The organism is Streptomyces sp. NPDC096323, from assembly GCF_040302845.1.
Classification (GTDB): domain Bacteria; phylum Actinomycetota; class Actinomycetes; order Streptomycetales; family Streptomycetaceae; genus Streptomyces.
Genome location: NZ_JBEOSI010000004.1, coordinates 629497 through 648022 on the forward strand (window position 1 = coordinate 629497; position 18526 = coordinate 648022).

Annotated in this window: 22 protein-coding genes and 1 tRNA gene; 3 read left to right on the forward strand and 20 right to left on the reverse strand. The window is 71.3% G+C overall.

The genetic code is table 11. From position 1 onward, the window contains the following. Positions 1-26: 26 nt before the first annotated feature. Positions 27-830 (forward strand): TetR/AcrR family transcriptional regulator, encoded by an 804-nt coding sequence (locus tag ABTX18_RS14195; protein WP_352122986.1) that lies wholly within the window; start codon positions 27-29, stop codon positions 828-830. Between the two features lie 34 nt (positions 831-864). Here the strand turns inward: ABTX18_RS14195 and ABTX18_RS14200 are convergent, their stop codons facing one another. The 5 genes from ABTX18_RS14200 to ABTX18_RS14220 form a co-directional block, all read right to left on the reverse strand. Continuing rightward, the gene (locus ABTX18_RS14200; RefSeq protein WP_352122987.1) at positions 865-1794 is read right to left on the reverse strand and encodes an NAD(P)-dependent oxidoreductase; all 930 of its coding nucleotides are present in this window, start codon (positions 1792-1794) and stop codon (positions 865-867) included. An 8-nt stretch (positions 1795-1802) separates the two neighbouring features. Beyond that, the gene (locus ABTX18_RS14205) at positions 1803-2273 is read right to left on the reverse strand and encodes a PPOX class F420-dependent oxidoreductase (RefSeq protein WP_352122988.1); all 471 of its coding nucleotides are present in this window, start codon (positions 2271-2273) and stop codon (positions 1803-1805) included. A 24-nt stretch (positions 2274-2297) separates the two neighbouring features. Further along, positions 2298-3116, reverse strand: coding sequence for a YceI family protein (locus tag ABTX18_RS14210; protein ID WP_352122989.1), 819 nt, complete (start codon positions 3114-3116; stop codon positions 2298-2300). A gap of 205 nt (positions 3117-3321) precedes the next feature. After that, positions 3322-5736, reverse strand: coding sequence for an MFS transporter (locus tag ABTX18_RS14215; RefSeq protein ID WP_503061149.1), 2415 nt, complete (start codon positions 5734-5736; stop codon positions 3322-3324). Between the two features lie 101 nt (positions 5737-5837). Further along, a complete protein-coding gene (locus ABTX18_RS14220; RefSeq protein ID WP_352123097.1) occupies positions 5838-6359 on the reverse strand; it encodes a MarR family winged helix-turn-helix transcriptional regulator in 522 nt (173 codons plus the stop codon). 380 nt (positions 6360-6739) lie between these two features. Between ABTX18_RS14220 and ABTX18_RS14225 the strand changes: the two genes are divergently transcribed. After that, positions 6740-6952: a hypothetical protein gene (locus ABTX18_RS14225; RefSeq protein WP_136329691.1), complete on the forward strand. Its 213-nt coding sequence runs from the start codon at positions 6740-6742 to the stop codon at positions 6950-6952. Positions 6953-6981: 29 nt separating this feature from the next. Here the strand turns inward: ABTX18_RS14225 and ABTX18_RS14230 are convergent, their stop codons facing one another. The 9 genes from ABTX18_RS14230 to ABTX18_RS14270 all read right to left on the reverse strand — a co-directional run bounded on the left by ABTX18_RS14230 (position 6982) and on the right by ABTX18_RS14270 (position 12802). Beyond that, entirely contained in the window at positions 6982-7839 is an 858-nt protein-coding gene (locus ABTX18_RS14230; RefSeq protein ID WP_352122991.1) for a hypothetical protein, read from the reverse strand. Between the two features lie 57 nt (positions 7840-7896). Further along, positions 7897-8763 carry an RNA polymerase sigma factor SigF gene (locus tag ABTX18_RS14235; protein ID WP_352122992.1) on the reverse strand — a complete coding sequence of 289 codons (867 nt, stop codon included), beginning with the start codon at positions 8761-8763 and terminating at the stop codon, positions 7897-7899. A 234-nt stretch (positions 8764-8997) separates the two neighbouring features. Then, on the reverse strand, positions 8998-9858 hold the full coding sequence (locus ABTX18_RS14240; RefSeq protein ID WP_503061150.1) for an RNA polymerase sigma factor SigF: 861 nt from the start codon (positions 9856-9858) through the stop codon (positions 8998-9000). 271 nt (positions 9859-10129) lie between these two features. Next, positions 10130-10423: a Dabb family protein gene (locus ABTX18_RS14245; protein WP_352122994.1), complete on the reverse strand. Its 294-nt coding sequence runs from the start codon at positions 10421-10423 to the stop codon at positions 10130-10132. 11 nt (positions 10424-10434) lie between these two features. Continuing rightward, on the reverse strand, positions 10435-10599 hold the full coding sequence (locus ABTX18_RS14250; RefSeq protein ID WP_168713694.1) for a hypothetical protein: 165 nt from the start codon (positions 10597-10599) through the stop codon (positions 10435-10437). 484 nt (positions 10600-11083) lie between these two features. Next, a tRNA-Ser gene (locus tag ABTX18_RS14255) sits at positions 11084-11168 on the reverse strand. 78 nt (positions 11169-11246) lie between these two features. Beyond that, entirely contained in the window at positions 11247-11759 is a 513-nt protein-coding gene (gene tadA, locus ABTX18_RS14260; protein ID WP_503061138.1) for a tRNA adenosine(34) deaminase TadA, read from the reverse strand. A gap of 9 nt (positions 11760-11768) precedes the next feature. Next, positions 11769-12344, reverse strand: a complete 576-nt coding sequence (locus tag ABTX18_RS14265) for a tRNA adenosine deaminase-associated protein (protein ID WP_352122995.1) — start codon at positions 12342-12344, stop codon at positions 11769-11771. Positions 12345-12592: 248 nt separating this feature from the next. Next, positions 12593-12802: a hypothetical protein gene (locus tag ABTX18_RS14270; protein WP_352122996.1), complete on the reverse strand. Its 210-nt coding sequence runs from the start codon at positions 12800-12802 to the stop codon at positions 12593-12595. A gap of 103 nt (positions 12803-12905) precedes the next feature. Between ABTX18_RS14270 and upp the strand changes: the two genes are divergently transcribed. After that, positions 12906-13541, forward strand: coding sequence for a uracil phosphoribosyltransferase (upp, locus tag ABTX18_RS14275; protein WP_352122997.1), 636 nt, complete (start codon positions 12906-12908; stop codon positions 13539-13541). A 127-nt stretch (positions 13542-13668) separates the two neighbouring features. On the opposite strand, the gene ABTX18_RS14280 is transcribed toward upp, so the two are convergent. The 6 genes from ABTX18_RS14280 to ABTX18_RS14305 form a co-directional block, all read right to left on the reverse strand. Next, positions 13669-14265, reverse strand: a complete 597-nt coding sequence (locus ABTX18_RS14280) for a LytR C-terminal domain-containing protein (RefSeq protein WP_352123098.1) — start codon at positions 14263-14265, stop codon at positions 13669-13671. A 154-nt stretch (positions 14266-14419) separates the two neighbouring features. Next, positions 14420-14716, reverse strand: a complete 297-nt coding sequence (locus tag ABTX18_RS14285) for a type II toxin-antitoxin system VapB family antitoxin (RefSeq protein ID WP_136329698.1) — start codon at positions 14714-14716, stop codon at positions 14420-14422. Between the two features lie 150 nt (positions 14717-14866). Beyond that, positions 14867-15487: an HhH-GPD-type base excision DNA repair protein gene (locus tag ABTX18_RS14290; RefSeq protein WP_352122998.1), complete on the reverse strand. Its 621-nt coding sequence runs from the start codon at positions 15485-15487 to the stop codon at positions 14867-14869. Between the two features lie 168 nt (positions 15488-15655). Beyond that, positions 15656-16903 carry an RNA polymerase sigma factor gene (locus ABTX18_RS14295; RefSeq protein WP_352122999.1) on the reverse strand — a complete coding sequence of 416 codons (1248 nt, stop codon included), beginning with the start codon at positions 16901-16903 and terminating at the stop codon, positions 15656-15658. Between the two features lie 13 nt (positions 16904-16916). Further along, a complete protein-coding gene (locus ABTX18_RS14300; protein ID WP_352123000.1) occupies positions 16917-17330 on the reverse strand; it encodes a YciI family protein in 414 nt (137 codons plus the stop codon). A gap of 527 nt (positions 17331-17857) precedes the next feature. Next, entirely contained in the window at positions 17858-18442 is a 585-nt protein-coding gene (locus ABTX18_RS14305) for a hypothetical protein (RefSeq protein ID WP_352123001.1), read from the reverse strand. Positions 18443-18526: the final 84 nt, after the last annotated feature.

Genomic DNA, 18526 nt, shown 5'->3' on the forward strand with positions numbered 1-18526 from the left:
CGCCCGGCGAGACGAGGGAGTGCGCCATGGTGTCCGCGGCCGACCGCGCGAAGGACCCTGCCCGGACCAGCGTGTGGCTGAACCACCGGCCACCGTCGCGCTCCCGGAAACCGGACCAGCCCGCGGGGCTCGACCGCGACAGGATCACCGCGGCGACGGTCCGGCTGCTGGACGCCGAGGGCCTCGCCAAGTTCTCCATGCGCCGGCTCGCCGCCGAGCTGAACGTCACGGCGATGTCCCTCTACTGGTACGTCGACACCAAGGACGACCTGCTGGAACTGGCCCTCGACTCGGTCTACAGCGAGATCGACCCGCCGCGCGAGGACGGGCCCTGGGAGGACCGGCTGCGCGCGCTGGCGAGCGCGTACCGGGCGCTGCTGGTCCGGCACGTGTGGGTCTCCCCGCTCGTCGGGAAGTTCCTCAACGTGGGTCCGCACGCGATGCTCATGGCGTACGCCATCCAGGACGTGGTCCGTGCGACCGGCCTCCCGCTGGGACGGCAGACCGGCGCGCTCTCGGCGGTCTTCCAGTTCGTGTACGGATTCAGCACCGTCGAGGGGCAGTTCGCCCAGCGCAGTGCCGAGGCGGGGCTCACCCAGGACGAGTACTTCCAGCAGGCGATGGCGGCCATGCAGGGGCAGCCGCAGATGGGCCCGCTCCTGAAGGACTCGCAGGACCTCATCGAGGCCCGGGGCGCCGAGACCGTGCACGAGATGCACGAGCGGGACTTCGCGTTCGCGCTCGACCTGCTGATCGCGGGGATCGACGCGATGCGTGAGCGCGAGCGGTCCCCGGAGGCCGGACAGGACCAGGCCCGCCCCCGTCAGTGACCGACCGCGCCAGTAACCGCCCGCGCCCGACCTGTCAGTAGCCGCGCCCCGTGTCCACGGCGAGCGCGGGCATCCGTCCCGCCGTCAGGTCGCGCAGGCAGGCCGTGAAGTCCGCGAGGATGTCGTCGTCGGCCGTGATGCCCGCGGAGTGCGAGGTGATCACCGTACGGGGAAGCCGCCAGCAGGGGTCACCGGGCGCGGCGGGCTCGTCCGGCAGCACGTCGAGGACCGCCCGCCCCACCGATCCCGCGTGCAGCGCCGCCTCCAACGCGACCAGGTCCATGGTCGCCCCCCGGCCCACGTTGACGAAGGTGGCCCCGCCCATGGCCGCGAACCGGTCAGCGCCGAAGTACCCGGCCGTCGCGTCCGTCAGCGGCAGTGCGGAGATCACCCAGCGGGCGGCCACGGGAGCGTCCGCCGCGACCATCTCGTCGAAGCCCGGCGGCGCCTCGCGCGGGGTGCGTGCCACGCCCACCGTCCGGATGCCGCACGACCGCAGCAGCCCGGCGACGGCCGAGCCGATCCGGCCGGTGCCGTGCACCACGGCGGTCTGCCCGGCCACGAGCTCCGAGGGGATCCGGCGCCACTCGGAGCGGGCGTGCTGCGCGGCGAACTCCGGGACCGACTGGCACTCGGCCAGCACCCAGGCCAGCACGTACTGCGCGATCCGCTCGCCCATCCGGCCCACCGTCCGGGTCAGCAGCGCGCCGGAGGGCCACGGCCCGGCGCCCAGCAGGGCGTCCGTACCGGCGTTCACGCTGTGGAACCACACCAGACCGTCCCCGCGCAGCGCGTCGGGCAGCGCGGCCCCCACGTACACATAGGGTCCGCCACCGGCGGCGCCGTCGCGCTCCACGGGGCGGCCGGTGATCCGCTCAAGGGCCTGCTCCATGGCGGGGCCGACCTCGGGCCCGGCCAGCAGCCGGGCGCGGGCGAGCAGTTCGGGCGGAGGAGGCGGAACCATCACCGAGGTCAGCTGCCCGAGGCCAGGTGCGCCGGGAAGCCGCCCGTGGCGATCGGACCCCACCGCTCGGGGGTGATCCTGATGATCGACTTGCCCTGCTTCACCATCGCCGCCCGGTACTCGTCCCAGTCGGGGTGCTCCCCCGAGATGTTCCGGAAGTACTCGACGAGCGGCTCGACCGAATCCGGGGAGTCGATCACCTCGGCCGAGCCGTCGATCTGCACCCAGGGCCCGTTCCACTCGTCGGACAGGACGATCACGCTCACCCGCTCGTCCCGCTTCGCGTTGCGGGTCTTGGCGCGTTCCGGGTACGTCGAGACGACGATCCGGCCCGCGTCGTCGACGCCGCAGGTGAGCGGGGAGCCCTGGGGTCGGCCGTCGGACCGGGTGGTCAGCAGGATCGCCCGGTGCCGTGGCCGTACGAACGCCAGCAAGTCGTCCAGTTCCACGGCGGTGTTGGTCGCGATGTTCGATGCCATGGACCCGACCCTACGACCCCGCGCTCAGACGGCGGGCAGGGAATCGCCCTGCACGGCCTGGATGTCGAGCTCCACCCGCAGCGTCGTGCCGATCGCCGAGATGCCCGCCTGGACGACCTGGTTGTAGTTCATCGCGAAGTCCTCGCGGCGCAGCTCGGCCGTGGCACGGAACGCCGCGCGGACGCCGCCCCACGGGTCCGGGCCGGTGCCGAGGTAGCTGAGGTCCAGATCGACCGGGCGCTCCACGCCGTGCAGCGACAGCGCGCCGTGCACGGTCCAGCGGTCGGGTCCGGCCGGGGTCAGCCCGGCGGAGCGGTACGTGATCTCCGGGAAGCGGTCCGTGTCGAGGAAGTCGGGGGACCGCAGGTGCTTGTCCCGCATGCCGTTGCCCGTGTCGATGCTCGCCGCGTTGATGACCGCGTCCACGCGGGAGTGCGCGACGTCCTCGGCGATCTCGATCCGGCCGCCGAAATCGGTGAACCGGCCGTGCACGCTGGAGATCCCCAGGTGCTGCGCCACCGCGCCCACCGAGGAGTGCGCCGGATCCAGCGACCAGGCGCCCGGCGGCGGCAGCTCCACGCCGCCCTGGCGCGCCAGCACCACCGCCCCGGCCTCGATCAGGCCGCTCGCCGTGACGAGGGCCGTGGAGGCGGCGGGGGCGTACCCGACCGCCGTCACGATCACGGTGTACGCGCCGGCGGACAGCGGTGCGTCGGTGCGCACCGCCCCGTCCTCGTCGGCGGCGGCCCGCAGCACCTGCGTACCGGTCATGTCGGTGACCGTCACGACCGCGTGCTGGACGGCCCAGCCGTCCCGCGTGCGTACCTGTGCGCGAAGTCCCATCCCGTTTTCTCTCCTTGCTCAATGCCCCGCCCCTTCGAGGAGCGGGTCACTCAATGAGTCGGGCCCCGGGGCGGGGGCGGCAGGCCGTCCCCTGCCTGCCGTCCCCACCGCCGGGGCCCATTCTTCCGCCGGCCCGGACAGCCTCTCCGCTCGAAGTGTGCCGTCCCGCCAGGGGTCTTACGTGCCCGGGGGAATCCCGGACGGACTACTCGCCCGGGTGGGCGAGCTCGATGTCGTGGCCGTCGACCCCGCGACCGGCCACGGTCAGGGAGCCGGCCACCGGCGGGTAGCCGGTCGCGATGACCGAGTACTCGCCCGCGTCCAGGTCGGCGAAGGCGTACGCCCCGTCCTCCCCGGTCGTCGAGGTGGCGACCACGTTGCCTGCCGCGTCGACCAGCGTGACCCGCGCGTCGGGCAGCGGACGGCGGCCGGAACCGGCCCGCACGACACCCTGCACCAGGGCACCGGACTGCAGCGCGACGTCGACCCGGGTGACACCCTGGCCGCCGATCTCCACCGGCAGCGCCAGCGGACGGAAGCCGGCCGCGTTGACCGCGACGGTCACCGCACCGGGGACCAGCTCACCGAAGGTGAACTCGCCCGCGTCACCGGACTTGCCGGTGGCCAGCACATCGCCGCGCACATCGGTCACGATGACCATGGCGCCCTCGACCGGCGAACCGCCCTCGGCGGCCCGCACGGTCCCGCCCAGCCCGCTCGTACCGGCGAGCAGGATGTCGTACGTGAGCGGCTCGTCGCCGACCACGACGGTGGAGGCCTGCGGCTGGAAGCCGTCGGCCGACGCGATCAGGACGTACGAACCGGCGCCCGGGGCGTCCAGGCCGTAGCTGCCGTCGGCCTGTGCGGCCGAGATGCCCAGCTGCCGGCCGCCCAGTGAGATCAGCGTGACGGCTGCCCGGCCGACGGGCGCGCCCTCTGCGCCGCGCACCACACCGCGGACCGCGGTGCCCTGCACGGGCGCCACCGGGGTGGCCACCGGAGCTTCTTCCAGGGTGTCGGCGGCGGTGACGCCGGCGGCTGCCCCGGAGACCTGGGCGGCCGTACCGGACGGGGCCTTGGCGAGCTCCACCGCCTCGGCCGGAGCCGGGGCGTCGTTGGCCGCGTTCGTCCTCAGCGCGACCTCCTTGATGAAGATCGTGATCAGGAAGGCGACCAGCGCGGCGGGAGCGGCGTACAGGAAGACGTCACCGACGCCGTGCCCGTAGGCGGCCTCCACGACCGTACGGAACGGAGCGGGCAGCGTGTCCAGGTCGGGGATGCCCCCGCCGCCGGTGCCGCCGTGGCCCAGGGCCGCGCCCTGGGGACCGAGGTCCGCGAGACCGTCCTTCACGTAGTGCGTGACCCGGTTCGCCATGACGGCGCCCAGCGCCGAGACGCCGATGGCGCCACCGAGCGAACGGAAGAACGTGACGACGGAACTGGCGGAGCCGAGGTCCTGGGGGTCGACCTGGTTCTGCGTGGCGAGCACCAGGTTCTGCATCATCATGCCGATGCCGAGACCCATCACGAACATGTAGATCGCGATGTGCCAGTACGTGGTGTCGTACCGGATGGTGCCGAGCAGGCCCAGACCCGCCGTGATCAGGAAGCCGCCGCTGACCAGCCACGCCTTCCAGCGGCCCGTCTTTGTGATGACCTGGCCCGAGATGGTCGAGGACAGGAACAGACCCGCGATCATCGGGATCGTCATCACACCGGACATCGTCGGCGACTTGCCGCGCGCCAGCTGGAAGTACTGGCTGAAGAAGACGGTGCCCGCGAACATCGAGACGCCGACGAAGAGCGAGGCCAGGGAGGCCAGCGTGATCGTCCGGTTGCGGAACAGCCGCAGCGGGATGATCGGCTCACTGGCCCGGGACTCGGTGAAGACGAAGAGCAGCCCGAGGAGCACGGAGCCCGCGAGCATCGCGCCGGTCTGCCAGGACATCCAGTCGTACTTGTCGCCCGCGAAGGTGACCCAGAGGAGCAGCAGCGAGACGGCGGCGCTGATGAAGAAGGCACCGGTCCAGTCGACCTTGACCTCGCGCTTGACGACCGGGAGCTTCAGGGTCTTCTGGAGCACGACGAGAGCGATGGCCGCGAACGGCACGCCGACGTAGAAGCACCAGCGCCAGCCCATCCAGCTGGTGTCGGTGATGACACCGCCGAGCAGCGGGCCGCCGACGGTGGCGATGGCGAAGACCGCGCCGAGGTAGCCGCTGTAGCGGCCGCGCTCGCGCGGGGCGATCATCGCGGCCATCACGATCTGGGCGAGGGCGGAGAGACCGCCGACGCCGATGCCCTGCACCACGCGGCAGACGATCAGCATGCCGGCGCTGTTCGACAGACCGGCGACGACCGATCCGGCGACGTAGATGACGAGCGCTATCTGGACCAGCAGCTTCTTGCTGAACAGGTCGGAGAGCTTGCCCCACAGGGGGGTGGTCGCGGTCATGGCCAGCAGCGAGGCCGTGACGACCCAGGTGTAGGCGCTCTGGCCGCCGCCGAGGTCGGAGATGATCTCCGGCAGGGCGTTGGTGACGACGGTGGACGACAGAATCGCGACGAACATGCCGAGCAGCAGCCCGGTGAGCGCTTCCATGATCTGCCGGTGTGTCATCGGCACGCCGTTGGAGGGGTCATTCCCTCCGTGCTTGGCGTGGCCGCCCCGCACACCGGTTGGTGTGGTCGTAGCCATTTAAATCCTTGTCTTTGCTTCTGTTACACGGGTGTACGGGTGTACGAGCCGTCGTGGCTGTCGGTGGGCCGGGAGCGGCAGTCGCCGCTGTGCTTCCCCGGGGCACACCCGCCGGAGCCGCGACAGGAGAAGCTGTCGCGCAGCCGGGCCAGCAACGTGTTGAGCTGTCCGACCTCTTCGTCGGACCAGTCCTGAAGGTGGTGGGCGAACATTTCGGTCGTCCGGCAGTTCAGCTCACGCAGCACTCCCTCGCCCGCGGGCGTCAGCCGCAGGATGCGGGAGCGCTTGTCCGCCGGGTCCGGGGACCGCTCGATCCAGCCGCGTTCCGCCACGTGGGCGACGTGCCGGCTGGTCACCGACATGTCGACGGCGAGGAGCTCGGCCAGTCTGCTGATCCGCATCTCACCGTGCTGGCTCAGCAGAGCCAGTACGGCCGCCGAGCCGGCGGGGCATTCGGCGGGGAGGATGCGGGCGAGGCCCCGTTTGACGGCGCCGACCGCGCTGAGCTGCCGGGCCAGTTCTTCGTACTGACTCCGCGCGGCCACGGGACCCCCAGACATCTCACCGGTCATCTTGTTGCTTAGGGCAACCATAGAAGCTGTTGGTTGCTGCAGGCAAACGAAAAGGGGCTTGCAGAAGTAAAGGAAAACAAAAGGCTGCGTAGGGTGCGGGTCAAACGCCCAGCGTGCGCGGTATATGGGTGACGGATGTGTCGTGCGCCACGTGTGAGGCGCTTCGCGGGCTGGATCCGGAGCGACGGCGCCGCTCGTGCCGACTGGCCCGTACGACGTACGGAGGGCCGGGGTCTTCCGTGTTCCCCCCTTGCTCCTCCTCACTCCTCCTTCACCGGTTCCCCGGTTATGGCCCGGCGCCTTCACCGCCCGGGGGTTGGGCGGTTGCGCCGAGTTCGCTAGGGTCCTGCGACATGGCACACAATCCCCACGCTCCGCAGGGTCCCGAGGGCAACAGCGACCCGGCAGGCAACACCCAGATGTTCCGCGCCTTCGTCGACGAGGGCGAGCCGCAGCGCCGGCAGCAGCCCGCCGCCGTGTCCTCCGGACCGAGGACCGGGCTGATCGTCGGCATCGTCGCCGTGATCGTCGTGCTCGGCGCGGTCGCCTGGCTCGCGCTCGGCTGACCGGCCTCCGGCCGCTTCGCAGTCCCCCGTCACTTCCAGACGGCGGTCACGTCCCGGGTCTCGATCCGCATGCCCAGGGGCACCCGCCAGGCGTCCACACAGACGGTGTACGTCTTCTTCCGCGCCGCTCCCGCGCCGATCGGCACGGGCAGCGGCGCTGTCGATTCCCGGGTCGCCCAGTCGATCCCCAGCCCGCCGATGATGTGCGTGGCGAAGGTGACGGTGCCCGAGCGCGCCGGTGAGCCGCCGGTGTTGCGGAACTCCACGGTCACCTCCTCGCACCACCGCTCGTCGGCCGCCGCACGCATGGGGGCGCCGACCTGGATGACGGCGGGGGCGGGCGGGGGCGTGGGGCCGGCGGTTCCTGTGGACCCGGTGGAGTTGTCCGACGGGCCGGAGCCGTTTGGTGGTGTGCCGCTCGCCGCCGGGCCGCCCGACGCCCCCGAGGTCTGTGTCGGGCCCCCGGACGCACCGGGGCGCGCCGTTTCCGTACCGGTCCCGCCGGACGCACCGGGGCGCGCCGTTTCCGTACCGGCACCGCCGGAAGCTCCCGTATCGCCGTCCCGCGCCGGGGCGCCGACAGAGGATCCGGGCGACGGCGAGGCGCCCGAAAGCTCCGCCGCACCATTCCCGCCCGAAGGCTTCCCCGCCCCGCTCCCGTCACGGGCCCCGTCCAGCGGGATCAGCGTCACCTTCCCGGAAGGAGCCACCGCGCCGGAGGGTGACTTCCCCGGGCCCGCCCCGGCCGCGCCGACCGCCGTGTAGCCGTCGCCGTCGCCCGCCCCGCCTCCACAGCCTGTCAGGACCCCGCCCAGACACAGCACGGCCGCCGAGGCGGCGAGCGCTGTGCCCCGGCGGCCGTGCCGGCCGAACGTCTGGCGTCGCATCGCGACAGTGTGTCTGACGGTCAGTCAATTCGGAACCCTCGGGAGCGAGGTTCCGGGTCAGTCGGCGACGAGCCCCTCCCTGAGCTGGGCGAGCGTGCGGGTCAGCAGCCGCGAGACGTGCATCTGCGAGATGCCGACCTCCTCGCCGATCTGCGACTGGGTCATGTTGGCGAAGAACCGCAGCATGATGATCTGCCGTTCGCGCGGCGGGAGCTTGGCCAGCAGCGGCTTGAGCGACTCGCGGTACTCGACGCCCTCCAGTGCCGCGTCCTCGTAGCCCAGCCGGTCGGCCAGCGAGCCTTCTCCGCCGTCGTCCTCGGGCGAGGGCGAGTCCAGCGAGGAGGCCGTGTAGGCGTTGCCGACGGCGAGGCCGTCGACGACGTCCTCCTCGGAGACCCCGAGCGCCTTGGCCAGCTCCGGGACGGTCGGCGAGCGGTCGAGCTTCTGCGCGAGCTCGTCACTCGTCTTGGTGAGGGCGAGCCGCAGCTCCTGGAGCCGGCGAGGCACCCGCACCGACCACGAGGTGTCGCGGAAGAAGCGCTTGATCTCACCGACGACGGTCGGCATCGCGAACGTGGGGAACTCCACTCCGCGTTCGCAGTCGAACCGGTCGATCGCCTTGATCAGGCCGATCGTGCCGACCTGGACGATGTCCTCCATGGGTTCGTTGCGGCTGCGGAACCGTGCCGCGGCATAACGCACCAGCGGCAGGTTGAGCTCGATGAGTGTGTCCCGCACATAGGCGCGCTCCGGAGTGTCCGTTCCGTCGGGACCCGGTGCGGGACCCAGCGCGGCGAGCCGCAGGAACAGGGAGCGGGACAGCGTGCGGGTGTCGATGGCTTCCGACGAGCTGGTGAGCACAACGGGTGCGGGTGCGCTCTTCGTGAGCGTGAGCACCTTCGAGCTGCCCTGTTCTGCGGACATGCCACCCCCTTGAGGTCGCGGACGGTCGCGGTGGCCGCGACCATCGGAGGAACGCTGCCTCCACCTGAATACCGGAGGGGAGGCTGCGGCAAACGCGGTTCCCGCAGAATGTCACATGTCGGCAACACGCTGTAGTGACTTGTCGACAAGTTCTGGGGGTGTACGCCCAGTTAACAAGGGGTGTGCGGCTTTTGGCCCGCGCAGAATGCTCCAGGGCCGGTCTACCCGATCCAGCTACGCTTCGATCCTGTTTGCGGACCGAAGTCGGGCGAAACTTCGGGCCAGGAGTCTTGACACATGCATCTGGGAGACTCCGAGTTCGGCGCTGATCTGGGACTGCGTCAGATTGCTGTAGTAGCGCAGCAGCAGGATCCGCTGCTCGCGTTCGGGCAGTTGTACGAGCAGATGCCGGACCAGGTCGCGGTGCTCGACGCCTGCCAGGGCCGGGTCCTCGTAGCCGAGCCGGTCCAGCAGGCCGGGCAGCCCGTCGCCCTCCTGGGCGGCCTCCAGTGAGGTCGCGTGGTACGAGCGGCCCGCCTCGATGCAGGCCAGCACCTCGTCCTCGGAGATCTTCAGCCGCGCGGCGATCTCCGCGGTGGTGGGGGAGCGGCCGTGGGCCGTCGTCAGGTCCTCGGTGGCGCCGGTGACCTGGACCCAGAGCTCGTGCAGCCGGCGCGGTACGTGGACGGTGCGCACGTTGTCCCGGAAGTACCGCTTGATCTCACCGACGACGGTCGGCATCGCGAAGGTGGGGAACTGGACCCCGCGTTCGGGGTCGAACCGGTCGATGGCGTTGATCAGGCCGATCGTGCCGACCTGGACGACGTCCTCCATCGGCTCGTTGCGGCTGCGGAACCGCGCGGCGGCGTACCGCACGAGGGGCAGGTTCGCCTCGATCAGCGCCGCCCGGACCCGCCCGTGCTCCGCGGTGCCCGGCTCCAGCCCCTGGAGCCGGCCGAAGAGGACCTGGGTGAGCGCCCTGGTGTCGGCGCCCCGGGTCCTGGCGGGCGTGACGGTGTCGTCGGGCGTCTCGGTCTGGATCGTATGAACCGTCTGGCCCGGCGGGGCGGTCTGGGCGGTCTGGGCCGTCCGGATCGTCTGACCCGCCTGGATCGGCTGGCCGGCCTGGATCGGCTGGGCCGCCTGGACGGTCTGGGGAGGCACTTGAGGCGCTGTACTGGCCGGCACGGTGACGCCACCCCTTCGCGGTCAACTTCGGTCAACTCATCCGTCAAAAGCGGTCATAGCATCACAAGACATGTCCACTATGTGCAAGCACCCCATAGCGCCGTGTTGACCTCGAATCGGTTTAAACACAAAGAAAGCCCCTCACCGCCATGGTGAGGGGCTCGCAGGGCCGAAGGCGTCAGAACGGGTAGTCAGCGATCACCCAGGTGGCGAATTCACGCCACCGCGCGGCAGCCGCCTGGTGGGCCGGATGCTCGATGTAGCTCTTCAGCGCGGCCTCGTCGGCGACGGCCGAGTTGATGGCGAAGTCGTAGGCGATCGGCCGGTCGGTGATGTTCCAGGCGCATTCCCAGAACTCCAGACCGGGCACCTCGTCCCCCAGTGCCCTGAAGGCCTCGGCGCCCGCGACGACCCGCGGATCGTCCCGCTCGACGCCGTCGTTCAGCTTGAACAGGACCAGATGGCGGATCATGGGGGGTACTCCTACTTCACGAGCTCGGACATGAAGTCGCCGACGCCCTGTGCGGCGTCCGAAACGCCCTCGAACCCTACCTGGACGAGGTCCGCGGCCCTGGCGGGGGACGTGATGATCGTGTAGAGCACGAAGACGACTATCACGTAGAGAGCGATCTTCTTCGCTTGCACCATCAGCCCCTGACTCCCCTTCGATCCCCTGTGCGGTCGGGCGAGTCTATCCGCACGTATGGCCGTATCCGCCTGTTGTTTCCGATCACTCATGCGGTCTTTAGGGACCAAGGACCCGGCGATCTGGGCCCTTTGGCCGCCCGCGCGGCTTCTGCGATACGACAGGATGGGAGACGAGCCCGGCGGATTCGGCAGGAATCCGAGGGGCGAGGAACAGGACCTCACTGTGGGGTCCCCGCCGCGGCCACCCCCCCGGCCGCGGCAAGGACCGGCAGGTCCTGTTCTCACCGGGGGAGGCGGCTTGTCCCCCCGATGCCGCCTCCCCCGACCCGCATCCAAGGCCCTGGCCCCGGAGACCGACTCCCGTCGGACCCCGGGGCCACTGTCGTACCCACAGCATCCCGGCCGGGCGCAACCGAACGGGCGTCACCGGTGCGGGCGGAAAACTCGAAGGGCCCGACGCTGTGCGTCGGGCCCTTCACAAGAGCGGTAGCGGAGGGATTTGAACCCTCGGTGAGTTTCCCCACACTCGCTTTCGAGGCGAGCTCCTTCGGCCGCTCGGACACGCTACCGAGAGAGAGCTTAGACCATCTCGGCCGTCCGTCGAAATCCGATTCCCCGCACGACGACGGCGGTGCGGCGGGTGCAGGTCAGCGGTCGCGGAAGAAGGCCGTCAGCAGCGCCGCGCAGTCCGTCTCCAGGACCCCGTGGATCACCTCGGGGCGGTGGTTGAGCCGGCGGTCCCGTACGACGTCCCAGAGCGAGCCGGCCGCTCCGGCCTTCTCGTCCCGGGCGCCGTAGACGACCCGGCCCACGCGGGACTGCACCAGGGCGCCCGCGCACATGGTGCAGGGCTCCAGGGTGACGACGAGGGTGCATCCGGACAGTCGCCACGCACCGAGGGCGGCGGCGGCCCGGCGCAGGGCGAGGACCTCGGCGTGCGCGGTCGGGTCACCGGTCGCCTCGCGTTCGTTGTGGCCCGTGGCGAGCAGGGCGCCGTCCGGGGCGAGGACGACGGCGCCGACCGGCACATCGCCGGCCGCCGCCGCCCGGGCGGCCTCGTCCAGGGCGCGGCGCATGGGCGCCCGCCACGGGTCCCGTACGGGATCGTGCAAGGGGTACTGCGCCGGGGACGGGTCGTGCGGGTGCGGTGCTTCGGTCACCCGCGGACCCTAACGGACGGTCTCCAGGACCTCGGCCGCTCCCAGCGCGTCCGCGATCTCCGCCAGGGCGTCCGTCCGCAGCATCAGCAGTTCCGCCTCGGGCAGCCCGAGGTCGGACAGCAACCCGGTATCGCCGAGCGGACCGGCCGGCACGGCGTCGGCGTCCGGCCCCTCGTCGTCATCGTCGTCGGTGGCGTGGTCGGTGTCGGTGCCGGAATGGCCGGGGGTTGCGGGTTCGTCGTCCTCCGTACCGTCGAGGCCGACGAGTTCCTCGAGGGCGGCGATCGAGTCCTCGGCCTCGGGTTCGCGGCCGAGCAGTTCATCGGTGAGCAGGATCTCCCCGTACGAGGAGCGGGCGGCGGCGGAGGCGTTGGAGACGAAGATGCGCGGGTCCTCCTCACCGTCCACCCGGACGACGCCGAACCAGGCGTCCTCCTGCTCGATGAAGACCAGCACCGTGTCCTCGTCCATCGAGGCGTCACGGGCCAGATCCGTCAGGTCGGACAGGGTCTCCACATCGTCCAGCTCCGTGTCGCTCGCTTCCCACCCGTCTTCGGTGCGCGCGAGCAGTGCGGCGAAGTACACCGTGACTCTCCCACTGGTCTGAGAGGCTCTCGTTCGGATCAGGCCGGATCGGGCAGCGGGGTCCGATCCCAACGAAAGACCCTGGGTGTGTCGGTCCGGCGGGAAGCAGCCGGTGCTCCGGCTGCCCTGCGTCCCGCCCATCGGAATCGTGGCAGAAACAAGGGCTCCGCGAGAGCAGTTCCGCCGTTGCGTCGGCCATCAGTTCTCTCCGACGCCGCCACCTGGGGGTTTCTCCGGCAGCCGGACGCCTACCAGCGGAACGTCCGCATCCGCATGGCCTGGCGCATTCTGGCGGCTTTGACCCGGCGCGGCTGGACCCGGTCGCGGAGCGCCTTGGCCTCGTGAAGCTCGCGGAGGAACTGGGCGCGCCGCCTGCGTCGCTGCGCGTCGGTCTCCGGCGCGTCCTGCGCGCCTTGCGGGTCCGGGCCGTCCCGCTGCTGCTTCGCCCCGTCCGGCATCGGCTCATCACCCCAAGGCTGGGTCCGTATGCCCCCACCTTCCCTCCGAACGTGCGGTTGATGCCAGCGCACGGGTACGGGCCGCGCGGTTACTGTTGGTGCCATGCGGATCCACGTCGTCGACCACCCGCTGGTCGCGCACAAACTCACCACCCTGCGCGACAAGCGCACCGACTCCCCGACCTTCCGGCGCCTCGCCGACGAGCTGGTCACCCTGCTCGCGTACGAGGCCACCCGCGATGTGCGCACCGAACAGGTCGACATCGAGACCCCGGTGACAGCCACCACCGGCGTGAAGCTGTCGCACCCGCGGCCCCTGGTCGTGCCGATCCTGCGGGCCGGCCTCGGCATGCTCGACGGCATGGTGCGGCTGCTGCCGACCGCCGAGGTGGGCTTCCTGGGCATGATCCGCGACGAGGAGACGCTCCAGGCGTCCACGTACGCGACCCGCATGCCGGAGGACCTCTCGGGCCGCCAGGTGTACGTACTGGACCCGATGCTCGCCACAGGCGGCACGCTGGTCGCGGCCATCCAGGAGCTGATCAAGCGCGGTGCGGACGACGTCACCGCGGTCGTGCTGCTCGCGGCGCCCGAGGGCGTCGAGGTGATGGAGCGCGAGCTGGCGGGGACGCCGGTCACCGTGGTCACCGCCTCGGTTGACGAGCGGCTCAACGAGAACGGCTACATCGTGCCGGGCCTCGGCGACGCCGGGGACCGGATGTACGGCACCGCCGTATAGCGGTCAGCAGCACGTGGGACGGCGACGGCCGGGGCGCTCCGGAAGCGCCCCGGCCGTCGTGTTTCCGTATCCGGGCGCTCCGGGAGCGTCCCGGCCGCAGTGATCCGTCGTCCGCCGCGCTCGGTCCTCAGCAGGAGGACGGTGCGGGGGCCGGCTTCGTCAGGGCGGTCAGCGCGGTGGCGGCCGCCTGTGGAGTGCTGAACGCCTTGAACTTCGTACCGATGATCAGATCGACGTCCCCGCTCCTGCGCGCGTCGGTCTTCGTCACCGCACCCGGCAACTGCGTGCCGAGCACGGGGAACGTGCCGTTGACCGCGGCCGGGGCGCCCAGCAGCAGACCGGTCCCGGGGACCTTCTTGTCGTACGCGGCGGTGGCGTTGCCCACCTTGCCGATGGTGAAGCCGCGCTTCTTCAGCTCGTCGGCCGCCGCCTTGGCCAGTCCGCCACGCGGGGTCGCGTTGTAGACGTTGACCGTGATCTTCGCGGGCTTCGGCAGGACCTTCGCGGGCGCGGACGGCTTGGCGCTCGGGCAGTCCGCCTTGCGGTCGGCGGCACTGGCCTGCCTGTCGCCACCCGTGAAGACATCGATGAGCTGCAGCGTGCCCCATCCGGCGAGCCCGAGGGCGACCACGGAGGCGATGGCCGCGAGGACCAGTTTGCTGCGGCGGCGGGGGCGCCGCATGCGCGGGTACTTGTCACCCGTGATGCGGTACTTTCCGCCCATGCCGGGGGGAGTGAGCATGCTCATGGGCGCAGCGTAGTGCGACCTGGTGATGATGACTATTTGATGATCGACGGATCGCACCCGTCCGAGTGCGAAAGCACCCGAACGACCCTTGCCGGCACCCGGCCCAACCCGTCGTGACAGGTGGGGTGCCTCAGCCGAGGTCGAGCACGCGGGCGTGCAGGACCTGGCGCTGCTGGAGCGCGGCGCGGACCGCGCGGTGCAGTCCGTCCTCCAGATAGAGGTCGCCCTGCCACTTCACGACGTGCGCGAACAGGTCGCCGTAGAACGTGGAGTCCTCGGCAAGGAGCGTTTCGAGGTCCAGCTGGCCCTTCGTGGTGACGAGCTGGTCGAGGCGGACCGGGCGCGGCGCGACATCCGCCCACTGCCGGGTGCTTTCCCGGCCGTGGTCGGGATAGGGCTGTCCATTTCCGATGCGCTTGAAGATCACACGGAAAGCCTACCGGTCAAGGGCCTCCGGGCGCAGCCATGGCGGGGGACTGCGCTGCCGGCCGCGGAGGCATATGAGCGCCCATTCCGGAATTGAGGCCGTGACGAACGGGAGCGGGGGGCGCGCGAGCGGTGGTACCCGGTGGGGGGTTCACCTGCTCTTGGCCGCCGCCTTCGCGGCCTTCGCGGTCTGCTTGGCCTCCTGCTTGAAGGCGCGTACCTCGGCCAGCGACTCGGGCCCGGTGATGTCGGCGACCGAACGGTGCGATCCCGCTTCTCCGTACGGCCCTGCCGCCTCCCGCCAGCCCGGCGGGCGGACCCCGAACTGCTTGCCCAGCAGTGCCAGGAAGATCTGCGCCTTCTGGGTGCCGAACCCGGGCAGGGCGTTGAGCCGTTTCCGCAGGTCCGCGCCGGTCGTGGCGCCGGTCCACACCGCGCTCGCCTCGCCGTCGTACTGCGCCACCAGGTACTGGCACAGCTGCTGCACCCGCTTGGCCATCGAACCCGGGTAGCGATGCAGAGCGGGTTTGTCGGTGAAGAGGGCGACGAAGGCCTCGGGGTCGTACGTGGCGATCTCATGGGCGTCCAGGTCGTCCCCGCCCATCCGCTGTGCCAGTGCGTACGGACCGGAGAACGCCCACTCCATCGGCACCTGCTGGTCCAGCAGCATGCCGACGAGGGCGGCGAGCGGGCTGCGTGCGAGAAGCTCGTCCGCCTCCGGCTGCTGAGCGATCCGGAGGGTGATGTCCTGGCCCTGGTGGCTGTTGGTCATGGACCCGATGATTGCGAGCCGGACGGGCGACGGCCAGTGAAACCACCGCCGGTGCGACTGTTTGCAGCCGTTTGCCGATGTTCTGTGCCGCTTTAGTCGCTTCCTCGGCGTCTCGGGGAGGGACGTGGGCGGTCCTCGGGAGGGACGTGGGGCGGTCCGTTACGTCCGTCAGCCGTCGAGGCGGTCCGCGCGTCCGTACAGATAACGGGCCTCCGGGAGGCTCAGCGTCTTGGCGGCGGCCGAACGGTAGGCGTCGCGGGCGGCCTCCGTGTCGCCCGCCCGCTCCAGCAGATGGGCGCGGACGGCGTCCAGGCGGTGGTGGCCCGCCAGCCGGTCCGCGAGCACGTCGACCTCGGCCAGACCGGCCCGGGGCCCGTGGACCATGGCCACGGCGACCGCCCGGCTCAGCGCGGCCATCGGCTCGGGGGCGATCCGTACCAGGACGTCGTACAGCGCCAGGATCTGCGGCCAGTCCGTGTCCTCGGCGCGCGCCGCCTCGTCGTGCAGGGCCGCGATGGCCGCCTGCACCTGGTAGGGCCCGGCCGGGCCCTCGCCCAGTGCCTCCTCGACCAGGGCGAGGCCCTCGGCGACGGCCGCCCCGTCCCAGCGGGTGCGGTCCTGCTCGTCGAGCGGGATCAGCTCGCCGTGCGGTCCGGTGCGGGCGGCGCGGCGGGCGTCGGTCAGCAGCATCAGCGCCAGGAGCCCGGTCACCGCGCCGTCCCGGGGTAGCAGCCGGCGGACCGAACGGGTCAGCCGGATCGCCTCCCGGGCCAGCCCGGCGCGGTGCAGGGAACGCCCCGAGGTCGCGGTGTAGCCCTCGTTGAAGATCAGGTAGAGCACCTGGAGGACAGCCGCGAGCCGCCTGTCCCGGTCGGCGGGACCCGGCTGGACGAAGGCGACGCCCCGGATCCTCCGCTTCGCCCGGCTGATTCTCTGGGCCATCGTCGCCTCCGGCACCAGATGCGCCCGGGCGATCTCCGCCGTGGTCAGTCCGCCGACGGCCCGCAGCGTCAGGGCGACCTGCGCGGCCGGGGCCAGGTCCGGATGGCAGCACAGGAAGAGCAGGGTGAGGGTGTCGTCCTCGGACGGCGCCCGGTCGCCACCCGGCACGGACGCGTCGGGCGCCGGCGCGGTGAACGCGTCCCGCGGCGTGAGCGCGGCCGCCTCCTCCTCCCGCGCGCGCCGGGCGGCGTCGCTGCGGAGCCGGTCCACGAGGCGCCGGGAGGCCACCTTGATCAGCCAGCCGCGCGGGTTGTCCGGCACCCCCTGCCCGGGCCACTGCCGGGCGGCGGAGATCAGGGCCTCCTGCACCGCGTCCTCGGCCGGGTCGAAGTGCCCGTACCGCCGCACGAGCGCGCCGAGGACCTGCGGGGCATGCAGCCGCAGCAGGTCCTCGACCTCGGTCGTACGTCTCACGCGCCGCCTCCGCTCACACATCGCCCCCGCCGCTGTCGATGGCCCGGATGACCACCGGACGGACGGGCGCGCCCGCGGGCGCCGGGCAACGGGTGACGCGCGCGGCGACCTCGGTGACCCGCTCCAGGCTCTCGCATTCGAGGACCCAGTACCCGGCGAGCACCTCCTTCGTCTCCCCGTACGGACCGTCCGTGATCACCGGGCGGCCGTCCTCGCCCGCGGTGACGAGCCGGGTCTTCGCCGGTTCGACCAGGCCCTGGGCGTCGATGAGTTCACCCGACTCGGCGAGATCGTTGGTGACCGCGCCCATGAAATCGAACATGGCCTGCACGTCCTTCTCGCTCCAGGCCGGACTTCCGGCGGACGCGTTCCCGCGCATCGCCTCGTAATCGGCCTGTGAGCCCTGCACCATCACCAGGTACTTCATGGTTCCGCTCCTCGGTGGTGTCCCTGCCGCCCCTCGTGGGCGACTCTCACAGGGGACGTCGGAGCGGGGCGGCGGATCTCGACACCGCGCCGGAGAATTTTCCGGGACGCCCCGGGAATTCCCGGAACGGCCCAGGCCGTGCGGAGGGCGAGGACTGGAACATCTGATACCCCGGAGCGGATAATCCCGGTTCCGGTGCCGGGCAGGCGACATGCCTCCGGTAAGTGACCGGGACGTGGTGGGATCGAGTCGCTGCGGCGCAAGCTGGAGAAGGACGGCGGGGGCGCGCGGTTCGTGGAAACCGTCTATTGCCGCCCTCCCGCCGCAGCTCCAGCGTCACGGTGCCGCCCGGCGCCGAGTCCGAGGGCGCCGACGGTGCTGACCGCGGCGACCAGGAGAACCCCCACCGCGACCAGGGCGGTCCCCCGGCGGCGTCCGCGCCCGGGCGCACTTACCGCCGCGTGCCCGGCCGCGGCACCGCCGTCCGTGGCGCGCTGCTGCTCCGGCTCATCCATCCCGTCCACCCGTCAGCCTCTGGGCGCGGGTGCGTCGTCCGGAATGCCGAGGAGGGAAGCGCAGGCCCGTGTCGCGCGTTTCGCGCCTGCTGACGCCGAGTCCCAGGTGACGTCCTGGAAGTGCCCGGACTCGTCGGTGTCGGGGAAGTCGGGCGCGCCGTGCTCCTGCATGCACGTGGCGTACTGCTTCTTCTTGCGGATCTCGGTCTCGGACAGCTCGGGCTGCTGGGCCTTCTCGACGCTGTCCGGCACGGCCACGCTGAGGCCGGCGCACTTCTCCTGCGCCGCCAGGGCCTCCGGGTCGCGCTTCCACTTCGACTGGTCGCCGAGATCGACCTTTCCCTTGGCGTCGGGGTCGGGGGCGTCGAGGCCCTCGTCGCGCAGGCACGTCACCCACTTGCGCTGGGCGTCGACGTACTCGGCCAGTTCACTCGTGCTGCCCGCGGACGTGGTGGCGGAGCTCTTCGTGCTGCCCGCCGACGCGACTTCGCCGTCGCCACCGCTGTCACCACCGCAGCCCGTCGTCAGGGCCAGCGCCGTGAATGACGCCGCCCCCATCAGCCACAGCCGCCCCTTGAACCTTCGACGCGCACTCATTCCCGCGTGCTCCTCACAGCCACCTCCGGCCACCCACTGCGCCCGGCGTTGACGAAGGTAGAAGCGCAGCCATGAAGGACCTAT